The sequence below is a fragment of the Pseudoduganella sp. RAF53_2 genome (assembly GCF_052113985.1).
Lineage (GTDB): Bacteria > Pseudomonadota > Gammaproteobacteria > Burkholderiales > Burkholderiaceae_D > Rugamonas.
The window spans coordinates 1-10,107 of record NZ_JBFRDW010000157.1 but is presented as its reverse complement, the minus strand read 5'-3'; the positions used below and the strand labels follow the sequence as shown (position 1 = coordinate 10,107).

Below are 10,107 nucleotides of genomic sequence, written 5' to 3'. Positions count from 1 at the left end.
GATCTGGCCTGTTTCCAGCGCGGCTTCGTAGCTGCGGATGTAGAAACCGGCCGCGTTGCCGAAATCGCTGGCCTGGCTTGCGGCCACGCCGAGGAAATCGTTGATCCAGCAATCGACACCTGTCGATACTTCTTCGGACAAATCGAAGCGCTTGCCCCAGCGCGCACTGGCGCTATGCAGGTCGCGCAGCACGGCCCAGCGTGCGCTGGCCGCATCGGCAATGGCTTCGCGGTCGCTGTCGCCGGCGCGGCGGGCCGCTTCCGATGCTGCAGCCAGTTCTTCGTCGCGCTTGGGGTGGTCGCCGCGATCGACGGCAACCCAGGCCTTCAGCCAGTGGGCGTCGGCACAGGCGGCGTCGTCACCCAGTTCGCGCAGGGCAAGGCGGGCGTTTTCCGCAAGATCGTAGGCTTCATCGAGACGGCCGGTGAGCCAGGCAATTTCGCCCTGCACCAGCTTCAGGCGGCTGATGCAGGCGGAGCGTTCTGCGTTATCGAATTCGGACGATAGCAGCAGGGTGCTCGCTTCCTGCGCCAGTTCTGCGGCGCGCGGGCAGTCGCGCTGGCGCAGATGCCAGGACAGCGTCATGAGGAGCGGCAGGCGCTCGGCGCCGCGCAATGGGAGCAGGTCAAGCTCCCACTGGGCTACGGCGTCGTCGTCTGCAAACATCTCCATGGCGGTTCCGGTCAGTAAAGCGTCTGTGAGGATTCGTGTAATAGCTGTCCGTACAGAGTATGGCGCATTTTTGCGATCTTGCCTTGCTCGACCGCATCAAGAATTGCGCACTGTGGCTCGCTTAAATGCCGGCAGTTATAAAATTTGCATCCGCCGAGGTAGGGTGCGAAGTCGCGGAAGRCCCGTTCCAGCATGCCTTCGGTGAGGTGATACAGGCCGAATTCCTGGAAGCCCGGCGAATCGATCACGCTGGCGTCGGGACCCAGATGATAAAGGCGGGTGAATGTGGTGGTGTGTTTGCCGGTATCCAGCGCCTCGCTGATTTCGCGCGTGGCGATATCGGCGTCCGGCACCAGCAGGTTAATCAGCGAGGACTTGCCCATGCCGGACTGGCCGATCAGGATCGACGATTCGCCTTCCAGCAGCGGGCCAAGCGCCGCAACGGTGGCTTCCGGCTGGCCGGTGGCGGACACCTGGATCAGCTCATAGCCCATGTCCGTGTAGACCTTCAGGCGCTCCTGCGCGCGCGGCAGGGCCTCTTGCACGTCGATCTTGTTCAGGATCAGACGCGCCTTCACGCCCGCCGCTTCTGCCGCCACCAGCGCGCGCGACACGAGGTCGTCCGAGAAGCTTGGCTCGGTGGCGACCACGATGAAAAGCTGGGTGACGTTTGCCGCCAGCAGCTTGGATTTGTACTGGTCGGAGCGGTAGAGCAGGGTCTTGCGCTCCTGGATCTTGTCGATCACGGCCTGGTCGGGCGAAGTCAAGGTCAGATCGACGATGTCGCCCACCGCCACATTGGTCTTCTTGCCGCGCGTGACGCACTGAAGATGCTGGCCGTTCGAATCCGCCAGATAGTGGCGGCCGTGTGCTGCGATGATGATGCCGGTACGCTTTTCCTTGCTCATGCCAATGCGTCCGCCTTCGCTGCACAGATAAAGTCATTCAGCGAAAGGCCGCCGACCGAGTGCGTGTCATAGCGCACCTGGCAGGTCTTGTAGCCCACCACCAGTTCCGGGTGATGGTCTTCCTTGTGCGAGATGTAGGCCAGCGCGTTCACGAAAGCCATGGTCTCGTAGTAGTTGGCGAAGTTGAAGGTCTTCACCAGCTTGCCGTTTTCGATGCTCCAGCCTTCCAGCAGATGGCACAAGCGGGATGCTTCGTGGTGGTTCACGCCGTCCTTGACGTGGGCGCTATGCAGGGAGCGCAGGTGGGCTGCGCTCAGGATGGCGGCTGTCATTGTGCTGCCCCCAGGTTGAGTTGACGAATGCGCACGCTGGCAGGCGGATGCGAATCGTAGAAGGCCGAATGCAGCGGATCGGGCGTCAGGGTCGAGGCGTTATCTTCGTACATCTTGACCAGGGCCGACACCAGGTCGCGCGAATCGGTGTGCTTGGCGGCGAAAGCGTCCGCTTCGAATTCATGCTTGCGCGAGCTGAGCGAAGTCAGTGGGCCGAACAGGAAAGTGAAGACCGGCAGCGACAGCATGAACAGGATCAGGGCCATGGCGTCATTGCTCTGGCCCGGCACGATGATCGGATTCACACCGAGGCCGGTGTAGAACCAGATCTGGTTTTTCAGATAGCCCAGCAGGGCCAGGAAGCCCAGCGAAATCGCGAACATCACCACGATGCGCTTGACGATGTGCTTCAGCTTGAAGTGGCCCAGCTCGTGCGCCAGCACGGCCTCGATTTCCTGTGGCGCCAGGCGCTCGATCAGGGTGTCGAAGAACACGATGCGCTTGGCTGCACCGAAGCCGGAGAAGTAGGCATTGCCGTGCGCGCTGCGCTTGGAGCCGTCCATCACAAACAGGCCCTTGGAGGCAAAACCAACGCGCTGCATCAGGCCTTCGATACGCGACTTCAGCGATTCATCGGCCAGTGGCGTGAACTTGTTGAACAGCGGTGCAATCACGGTCGGGTAGAGCACCATGATCAGCAGCTGGAAGCCGCTCCACACAAACCAGGCATACAGCCACCACAAGTCGCCGGACTTTTCCATCAGTGCCAGCACCACCCAGATCAGCGGCAGGCCGATCACGCCGGCCAGCAGCAGGCCTTTCAGCATATCGGTGAAGAACAGCCCCACCGTCATCTTGTTGAAGCCGAAGCGCTCTTCCAGGCGGAACTGGCGGTAGAAGTCGAGCGGCAGGTCGATCAGGCCCGAGATCACGCCGAAGGCGATGATCAGGCCGAGCTGGTAGCTCATGCCGCCGCCGGTGGCGTTGAAGACTGTGCCGTTGAGCCACTGCAGGCCGCCCAGCAGGGTAAAGCAGATCAGCACGACGGCGTTGACCGCCATCGATACCAGGCCGAACTTGGTGCGCGCGACCGTGTAGTCGGCAGCCTTCTGGTGCGCATGCAGTGGGATTTTTTCCGCGAATTCGGATGGCACGGCAGCGCGGTGCGCCAGCACGTGACGGATGTGGCGCGACGCGAGCCAGAAACGGACCGACAGGGTCAACACCAGAAAAGCGACAAACAAAATCGAAAACGCGTGTGAATACATTCTGTGCCTGTGAGAAAATGGCGGATTGATTTGGCTAAGAGAGAATTATGTCACAAGCGAACGATACCCCAGCAAGCACTGCCGCCGCTCCGGTTGCCGCACCGCGCCCGAATGAAATGAACCTGGTGTGGGTTGATATGGAAATGACCGGCCTGGAGCCGGAAACCGACCGTATTATCGAAGTGGCAATCGTGGTGACCGACATGCACCTGAACGTGCTGGCCGAGGGCCCCGTTTTCGCGATTCACCAGTCGGACGAAACGCTGGACAAGATGGATGYCTGGAACAAAGGCACCCATGGCCGCTCCGGCCTGATCGACCGCGTGAAAGCTTCCACGGTGAGCGAAGAGCAGGCCGAGGCCGAGCTGATCGCCTTCATGAAGCAGTGGGTCCCGAACGGCAAATCGCCAATGTGCGGCAATACCATCGGCCAGGATCGTCGCTTCATGGTCAAGTACATGCCGAAGCTGGAGGCGTTCTTCCACTACCGGAATATCGACGTGTCCACCCTGAAGGAGCTGGGCCGCCGCTGGAAGCCTGAAATGGTCGCCGGCTTCAAGAAAGCCCAGAAGCACACTGCRCTGGCCGACATCGTCGAATCCATCGAAGAACTCAAGTACTACCGCGAGAACTTCATCAAGCTGTAAAACGTTGCAATATTGCCACGGCACTCCCCATGCCGTGGCACATCGGGTATAAAGCTGTTTTCAATTTGCCAACTACCCGATGCGCAAACTTCTCCTTGTCCTGGTGCTGGGCGCCGCCATCACTGCCCACGCCGATGACGACAAATTCCGCATGAAGGCCGATCAGGCCGACACCGGCTCGCATCTCAAGCGCGACACCGCGATTTCCAGTCTCCCTTTCGACAAAACTTATGAGCAGCTCACCGAAGCGCAGAAGAATCAGCTGCGCGGCGTCTACGAGYACATGGGGCCTGCCGATGAGCCGCCGTTCCCCGTGCACGGCCTGAAGCACCTGTTCAAAGGCCTGGAAGAAGTGCAGCGCCGCCTTGCAGTGCGCGGACGGCTCGACGTGCGCGTCATGGTCGGCCCCGACGGGGAGCCGCAAGATGTGAAGATCTACGAAACCCCCGACCCCGACCTGGCCAAAGCCGTCGCCTTCCTGCTGCTGAAGGAGAAATACAAGCCGGCCCTGTGTGAGGGCAAGCCCTGCTCGCAGGAGTTCTCTTTCCGCGTCCTGTTCGAAATGAATCTCTAGGACTTTGCGAAGTCGCTGTTCGGGGCGGCGGCGCGGACGCGGGACAGGATGGCTTCGGCGCGCTGTTTGCCGACTTTGCGTTGCAGGGACTTGCGCAGTTCGCCGTGCATGACGCCGAGAGGATCTTCGTCTTCCAGCATGGCGGGGAAGCTCTCTGGCTTCGCGATCAGCGCTGCCAGCAGGCGGTCGCGTGTGGCGCGGTGGGCAGCGGGGAGGGCTGTGGTGAGCTGGTCGAGGCGCTTGCGCGGGAGCCAGCGTCCGGCGGCCATGACGCCTTCGATCTTCGTGGTGTTGGCGACGTCGTCCAATGGATTGGCTTGCAGTAGCAGCAGGTCCGCACGGCGGCCGGGCGCGATGGCGCCGTCCTCGCCCGGCTTGGCGAAGTAGGCTGCCGGCGATATGGTGGCGGCGCTCAGGACCTGGTAGGGCGTGAGGCCGGATTCGCTCAGTTCCGCAAATTCACGGTGCAGGGAGTAGCCGGGCACGGGGCCGAGCATGGCGGCGTCGGTGCCGGTCAGGATTGGCACACCTGCATCGGACATGGCCTTTACCAGCTTGCGCTGGAAGGGCATGGCTTCGCGAAGGAAGTTCTGGTCGTTGGGCGAGAAGTGGCCGTAAATGTTTTTGCCCGGCGCCAGTCCATCGCGCACCCACGGCGCCAACGCAGCGATTTCAGGACGTTTCAGATAAGTTTGCAGATCAGTTGATTCCAGCTGGATGTCATGGAAGGTCGTCAGCGTGGCCGTAACGCTGATGCCGGCAGCCTTGATCTGTGCAGCGGTTGGCGCAATCTTCGATTCGTCCAGTTTAACGTGGTCGAAACTCTCGCCGCCGCCGTCATTGAACTGCGAGTACAGGATTTCTTCAGCATGCGCCAGCGACTGTCCCGCGGCCAGTGTTTTCGCGAAGCCCGGCGCGCGCGCCACGTGACCGGTAATCAGCAGGCCGCGCGCCTTGGCGGTCGCAATGATGACCGGGTATTCTTCCGCGCCAATCTTGTTATAGACCTTGATGCCATCGTAGCCCTGGTCCGCGATCTTCTGCACGAAGCGCTCGGCCTCCGCCGGCGGCATTGACGTGTTCATGATTGGGCCGGTCGTGAAAATGCGAGGTCCGAGCAGACTGCCGTCGGCGACTTGCCGGCGCCAAGTCAGGTGCGCTGAATGGCCGGACAGGTTGTAGACCGTGGTCACGCCCTGCGCCAGAAACAGCGGCAGCTCGGCGCGCGAAAGCAGGTGCACATGCGCGTCCACCAGGCCGGGCATCAGATAACGCCCCTTGCCATCGATCCGCTGCGCCCCGCGCGGCACGGCCACGCTTTCCATCGGCCCCGCAGCAGCAATCCGCCCATCCTCCACCAGCACCGTCTGGTGCGCCTGCACCTGTTCGTTTTGCATCGCGATCAGATTGACGTCGACAAAAGCGATTGGTGCAGCACCTGCGCGCGCAGCAGCGGCGGCAAGGAGTAAGGCGGCGATCGGCTTCATTCAGCGCTCCAGAATTGACGAGCCGCTAATGTAGCGCAAATCTGCCGCGAAGTTTTACTAGTTTATTTCCAGATGAAGGTGGCGATCATCCAGCGTGGTTCGGTGGCGCCGTCGGGCATGCGGTAGAGGCATTTGGAGAGGGCGACGTAGGCGGCGCGGTCGAGGTCGGCTGTGCCGGAGGAGTGGGCGATTTTGCCGTCGAGGACTGCGCCGTCAAGCCCGATCAGGTAGGACACAACGACCTTGCCTTGCTCGCCGCCTTTCAGCGTCTTGGGATATTCGGGCCGTGCGCAGCTCGGGTCGCCGGGGCCGGGGCGGGCGACGGCCGGCAGGGATTGCGTCTCGGCGCTGAAAGCAGGTGCAGCAAGTGCGAGAAGGCTAAGCAAGGYGCCGCCGAGGGCGATGCGGGCAAAACGGGAAAGCATGGCGATCTCCTTCATTTGGATTGAATCGAGTGCTCGACTGCGGCCTGCGAGCGGATCTCGGCGTTGACCAGCTGGCGCAAGGCGGCCGTGTTGGCGAGGGACTTGGCCTGCGCAAGGTCATGCCGCTCCAGCGCCGCCTGCACAGCGGCTTCGCGCTCCTGTTGCAGCTGGAAGGCAGGCTTGCCGGGATCGCCGTCGGCCACGGCTGCGACGGCGCTGGCTGTGGAACCCGGCGCTTCGGAGTCGCCGCATCCCGCGATCAGCGCTGCGGCCAACAGCGCCGCGGCGTAGTTCAGGTATTTCATGTTCATCTTCCGAAAAAGAGCCCGCGCACCCCTCAGTGCGCGGACAAAGGGTGCTCTTAAACCATGAAGCCCAGGTCTTTCACGCTGAAATTCGACAGCTCATTCTTGAAGATCTGGTTCTCCAGTACATCCGCTTCGGCGCCGAACCAGCGGCCCAGCGTTGCGCCGTATTGCTGGTTCGAGATCTGTGGAATCCACACGCCGCGGCCGGTCGCGTCGTCTTTGCCGCCGAGGACAAAGTCGGGGAACTGGCCATACAGCCCGCCTTTCACGGCCGCGCCGATGATCAGGTGGTGATTGCCCCAGCCATGATCGGTGCCGCCGCTGTTCGGCTGCAGCGAGCGGCCGAAGTCGGACATGGTGAAGGTGGTGACAAGCTGCTCGGCATTGATTTCATGCAGCGCCTGCTGGAAGGCTGCGACCGATTGCGACACCTGGCGCAGCATGTCGAACTGCTGGTAAGCCTGGCCGCCGTGGGTATCGAAGCCGCTCAGCGAAACGAAGTAGACCTGGCGTCCCGGACCTTGCGTGGAACGCAGGCGGATCAGCTGCGCCACAGTCTTCAGCTGCTGCGCCAGCGAATAGCCGGGGAATACAGTGGACAAAGGCGCGCCGGTATTGGCCGCCTTCAGGTCCTTCACCAGATCCATGCCATTCAGCAGGGACTTGTTGGCCGCTTGCGCAATCAGGTTCGGATTCTGGGCCGACAAGATCTGCAGCAGGGCAGCGCGGCGCGTATCGGCTTCGTTCTGCGGCCAGAAGTTCATGCCCGCCAGATCCAGCTGGCCAGTGCCTGGGAGCAGATTGCCGTGCACCGACGAACCTTCAACAAACAGGCCACCCGCGCCGACCGATACTGCATCGAGGTGTCCGCCATTGCCCAGCGCATCGACCAGACGGCCACCCCAGCCAGTGCCGGCAGCCGATGGCGTACCTGCCTGGTTCTGGATGTTCTGGTCCGGATGCGAGAACAGCTGCGGCGGCACGTTGGCGCCGGACTGATATTGCGCCTTGGTCAGCGGCTGGCGCAGATTGCCAACGTTGAGCAGGCCGGCGACCATGCCTTGTCCATACAGCGCATCGATCTCCGGCATGCCGTAGTGGAAAGCGAAAGGCTGGTCCACGCCGTTCGACAGGCGCGCGCTGCGCTGCGCGGTCAAGGTCTTGGCGTTCACCGACAGCGCCAGCCCCTGGCTGCCGCGGATCGCGTTGTAGGCGTTGTAGTGCGTGGCGTCCAGCGGCACGATCATATTGTTGCCGTCGTTACCGCCAAACAGATAGACGCAGACCAGCGCCTTGTAGTCGCTCACGGGCGCTGCCTTGGCCGAACGGGGCATGCCCAGCAAGCCCAGGGTGGACATGGCGCCCAGCATGCCGATCTGCGCACTGGCGCCGAGGAAGCCACGGCGCGACATATTGGTTTTGCTCATATTCGTATTCCTCTCACTGCTGGACGGCGAATTCGGCCGTGATCGCGGTCAGGTACAGCGCGGTGATGGCGCGCTGCTTCATGTCGGCGGTTGCGTTGATGGTGGCACCGATGGCGGCACGTGCGGCTGGCGTCATGCGGCCTTGCAGCAGCGTTGCATCCACAAGGTTCAACAGGGCGGTCGGATTGTTGGCCACTGCCTGGAATGGCGTGATGTCGATGCGCACCATGCCGCCGTATTCGCCGGACAGGAAGTTGTACAGGTAGTTGGCGCGCGATACCGACAGCGACGGCGCATACAGCTGGAACTCCGGACCCACCAGGCCAGCCTGGCCTGGCAGTGGCGTAATCGGCGAGAAGAAGTTGAACACGCTCGGTGCGTTCAGCAGCTTTTCGCCCAGCAGGAAGTAATCCCAGAACAGATTGTTCGGATCAATCACGGTGGCGTTCAGCGCGCGGAACAGGGTGAGGCTGTGCAGCATCGGGTCTTTCAGCTTGCCCGAGACGGTGCTTGGAACCTGGGCTTCCGGGTCCATCAGCACGGCGGTCAGGGTGGCTTTCAGATCGCCGCGGCCAGCCGGGCCGTAAGCGAAGACGTCCGCCACGCGCTGCACATACGCCGGGCTTGGATTGCTCATCACGAAAGCGCGGATCAGGCGGGTCGCGATGAAAGGCGGCAGGTTAGGGTGGTTGAACAGGGCGTTCATCACCGCGTCGTAATCCTGCATCGTAGACTGGCCGGCGGACAGGGTGATGCCGCCGAAGATGGTCTTGGCAGTCTTGTCGTGGTAGTTGTCGCGCGGCTGCAGCGGGCCGGTGAAGTTTTCCCAATTGATGCCGGTGGCGCTGGAGCCCGGATAAGTCCAGCCGCTCAGGGCGCGCGACATGCCGCCGATGGTGGCCTGGTCGTAGCTCGGGATCGGTGCGCCGTTGCGGTCCAGCTGCACGGTGCCGTCCTGGTTCAGCATCACAGGGCCGATGGTGAACAGCTGCATGACTTCACGCGCATAGTTCTCGTTCGGCGCCGGCATCACGCTGTTGCCGAGGTCGAGGTATTTGCCCATCGACGGATTCAGCGTCATTTCGCGCAGCAGGGTGTTGAAGTTGCCGAAGGCGTTGTTCTGCAGGGTGTTCAGCCACGGCGCCATCTCGTTGCCGTAAGGGTTCTTGTCGGCCGAAACCACGAACAGTTGCGACAGGGCGAATACCATGCGCTGGCGCAGCTGGTCCGGCGCGGTGGCCATATTCATGTACCAGCCCTTGCGCAACACATCGAGGTCGGTGGTCGCAGGCAGCGGAGTAGCGGCCATCTGGAACTGCTGCTGCAGCCAGGCTTGCGCACCCATCGACTTCACGGCGGCGATGCTGGATGCGTTCGGGCCGAAGGTGGCTTGCTGCAGCAGGCGCGCGGCGGCCACGGTGGCGGCGTCCGGCGCCGGCTGTTCACCGATCGGACCTGGGGTTGGCGTCGGGGTCGGCGTTGGAGTTGGCGTCGGCGTCGGAGTGGGAGTGGGAGTAGGCGTTGGATTCGGCGTGCCGATCACGCCTGGCTTGCGCAGCGTCAGCGTGGTGGTGCCGCTCAGCTTGGGCGTGGTGGCGGTGCTGCCGGTGAAGGTGATGACCGGATTGGCCGGCATCGTCTTCGGTGCAATGTATTCGCCGTTTTGCGAATTGATGGTGCCGTAAGTGGCATTGCCGCCCGGGATACCGTTGACGGCGAAGTTCATGTAGACGCCCTTGCCGTCTACCTTGCCAAGGAACCAGACCTTATTGCCAAGTTCCACGGACGCGTTGCGGGCTGTATTCGTCACCTCGACCGTTGCGGCCCAGGATGTCGCCGACAGGCTCATCAGGCAGGCCAGCGTCCAAGCCCTGTACTGAGTCAGCTGCATTTTCTCTCCCTTTATATTAACCGGCAGGATTCCGCCGTTTAATACCATGTGGCAATTTCTGTGCCACCCTTTCGAAACCGAAGTTTCTATGGGGCGGCGACAAAATTTGTCAGGGAGGAAAATTTGCCACGAACAAAATTTGTCAGTCGTGGCAGGAAATGTCAGCTC

The 10,107-nt window shown here is 62.1% G+C and carries 10 protein-coding genes and 1 pseudogene; 2 read left to right on the top strand and 9 right to left on the bottom strand.

Annotated elements, in window-relative coordinates; all coding sequences use genetic code 11:
* From AB4Z11_RS11640 to AB4Z11_RS11625, 4 genes and pseudogenes are all read right to left on the bottom strand, one after another.
* A pseudogene (locus AB4Z11_RS11640) lies at positions 1-672 on the bottom strand (GGDEF domain-containing protein); the annotation flags it as partial.
* Between the two features lie 11 nt (positions 673-683).
* Entirely contained in the window at positions 684-1,580 is an 897-nt protein-coding gene (gene rsgA, locus AB4Z11_RS11635) for a ribosome small subunit-dependent GTPase A (protein ID WP_442025411.1), read from the bottom strand.
* Positions 1,577-1,912, bottom strand: coding sequence for a 4a-hydroxytetrahydrobiopterin dehydratase (locus AB4Z11_RS11630; RefSeq protein WP_442025410.1), 336 nt, complete (start codon positions 1,910-1,912; stop codon positions 1,577-1,579). Before AB4Z11_RS11630 ends, rsgA begins: the two co-directional genes overlap by 4 nt.
* Positions 1,909-3,180: a M48 family metallopeptidase gene (locus tag AB4Z11_RS11625; protein ID WP_442025409.1), complete on the bottom strand. Its 1,272-nt coding sequence runs from the start codon at positions 3,178-3,180 to the stop codon at positions 1,909-1,911. Before AB4Z11_RS11625 ends, AB4Z11_RS11630 begins: the two co-directional genes overlap by 4 nt.
* A gap of 47 nt (positions 3,181-3,227) precedes the next feature.
* On the opposite strand from AB4Z11_RS11625, the gene orn reads away from it, so the two are divergent.
* Positions 3,228-3,827, top strand: a complete 600-nt coding sequence (gene orn, locus AB4Z11_RS11620; RefSeq protein WP_442025408.1) for an oligoribonuclease — start codon at positions 3,228-3,230, stop codon at positions 3,825-3,827.
* Between the two features lie 79 nt (positions 3,828-3,906).
* On the top strand, positions 3,907-4,401 hold the full coding sequence (locus AB4Z11_RS11615) for an energy transducer TonB (protein WP_442025407.1): 495 nt from the start codon (positions 3,907-3,909) through the stop codon (positions 4,399-4,401).
* Here AB4Z11_RS11615 and AB4Z11_RS11610 read toward each other — a convergent pair.
* The 5 genes from AB4Z11_RS11610 to AB4Z11_RS11590 all read right to left on the bottom strand — a co-directional run bounded on the left by AB4Z11_RS11610 (position 4,398) and on the right by AB4Z11_RS11590 (position 9,939).
* A complete protein-coding gene (locus AB4Z11_RS11610; protein WP_442025406.1) occupies positions 4,398-5,888 on the bottom strand; it encodes an amidohydrolase family protein in 1,491 nt (496 codons plus the stop codon). The two genes, AB4Z11_RS11615 and AB4Z11_RS11610, sit on opposite strands and share 4 nt — an antisense overlap.
* Positions 5,889-5,950: 62 nt before the next feature.
* Entirely contained in the window at positions 5,951-6,313 is a 363-nt protein-coding gene (locus AB4Z11_RS11605) for a TonB family protein (protein WP_442025405.1), read from the bottom strand.
* An 11-nt stretch (positions 6,314-6,324) separates the two neighbouring features.
* Positions 6,325-6,618, bottom strand: a complete 294-nt coding sequence (locus tag AB4Z11_RS11600) for a hypothetical protein (RefSeq protein ID WP_442025404.1) — start codon at positions 6,616-6,618, stop codon at positions 6,325-6,327.
* A gap of 56 nt (positions 6,619-6,674) precedes the next feature.
* Positions 6,675-8,048 (bottom strand): DUF1501 domain-containing protein, encoded by a 1,374-nt coding sequence (locus AB4Z11_RS11595; RefSeq protein WP_442025403.1) that lies wholly within the window; start codon positions 8,046-8,048, stop codon positions 6,675-6,677.
* A 13-nt stretch (positions 8,049-8,061) separates the two neighbouring features.
* Positions 8,062-9,939: a DUF1800 domain-containing protein gene (locus tag AB4Z11_RS11590; RefSeq protein WP_442025402.1), complete on the bottom strand. Its 1,878-nt coding sequence runs from the start codon at positions 9,937-9,939 to the stop codon at positions 8,062-8,064.
* Positions 9,940-10,107 lie beyond the last annotated feature (168 nt).